Raw genomic sequence first — 1,076 nt, forward strand, 5'->3', positions numbered from 1 at the left:
TTGCCCAGCTGAAAACTTTGGATTACCTTCGTTCGCAAAAAAACAAGTAATGTGGGTTCATCAAGAAAAAGCACAACGAAATGTTGTGCTTTTTTATTTGCCTGAAGATAAGCAGCTTGGTATTGAAATGTCGATAGATGAGTAGATGGCAAACTTGAAATCGGAACGGTAGAACCGGTTTTTATGACTCAATTGTTGGCGGATCATTTTCAAAGCAGTTAGTCTTGTTATTTGGCTAAGAATAGCCTACTCAATCTTTTTTAACCACAAAAAGCAGGGTGGATAATTCCTAATTTATTGCAACCGCAACAGATCTGAATTGATCAGTATTGAAAATATTAGAATTTGCGGAAGCCCTTGTATAAACAAAAGGCCGTCTGAAACTTTTCAGACGGCCTTTAAACCATTATTACGGTATTCATTTATGATTGGTCGATGGTTTTATCCAGTCCTTGGGTCAGACCGTTGATGTCGCCACCATTCAGTCCCAACTCTTTCAATAGACCGTCAACCAACGGAGCTTGGCTGCGGTAGCGCAGGGCGCTGTTGACCATTTGATCGGCAAGGCTGGCTTGTGTGGTTTGGCCGTCTGAAACACCTTCCGCACCGTTTGCACCACCGGCAAAGCCACCCAGACCATTGACTTGCAAGATTTTGATGTCTTCGATTTTTTCCATCGGGCGGACGGATTCGCGGATGATGTCCGGCAGGTGTTTTAAGAGGGCAAGGCGGACTTGCATTTCAACCTGTTCAACGCTCAGGACGTTGGCAGCCTCGTTTACAGCGCGGGTACCTTCTGCATCAACCTTGTATTGTTGCTCTTGCGCTTGCGCCAACAGAATTTTGGCATCTGCCTCACCTTTGGCTTGCAGGCGGTGTTTTTCGGCTTCGGCTTCGGCGGCAATACGCACGGCTTCTGCGCGGTCTTGTGCGGCTTGTTTTTCGGCTTCGGCAGCAACAGTGAGCGAAATCGCATCTTTTTGCGCGGCTTCTTCTGCGGCAATCAATTCAACCGCTTTGGCACGCTCGGCGCGTTCGGTTTCGCGTACGGTAATCACGCTCTCTTCTTCGCGAAC

At 47.4% G+C, this 1,076-nt stretch carries 1 protein-coding gene; it reads right to left on the minus strand.

Annotated features, from left to right (window positions below):
- Positions 1–422: 422 nt before the first annotated feature.
- On the minus strand, positions 423–1,076 hold a 654-nt coding region (locus ACTHS3_RS14240; RefSeq protein ID WP_440368277.1), incomplete at its 5' end, for a flotillin domain-containing protein.

Source organism: Neisseria sp. P0009.S007 (genome assembly GCF_051962515.1).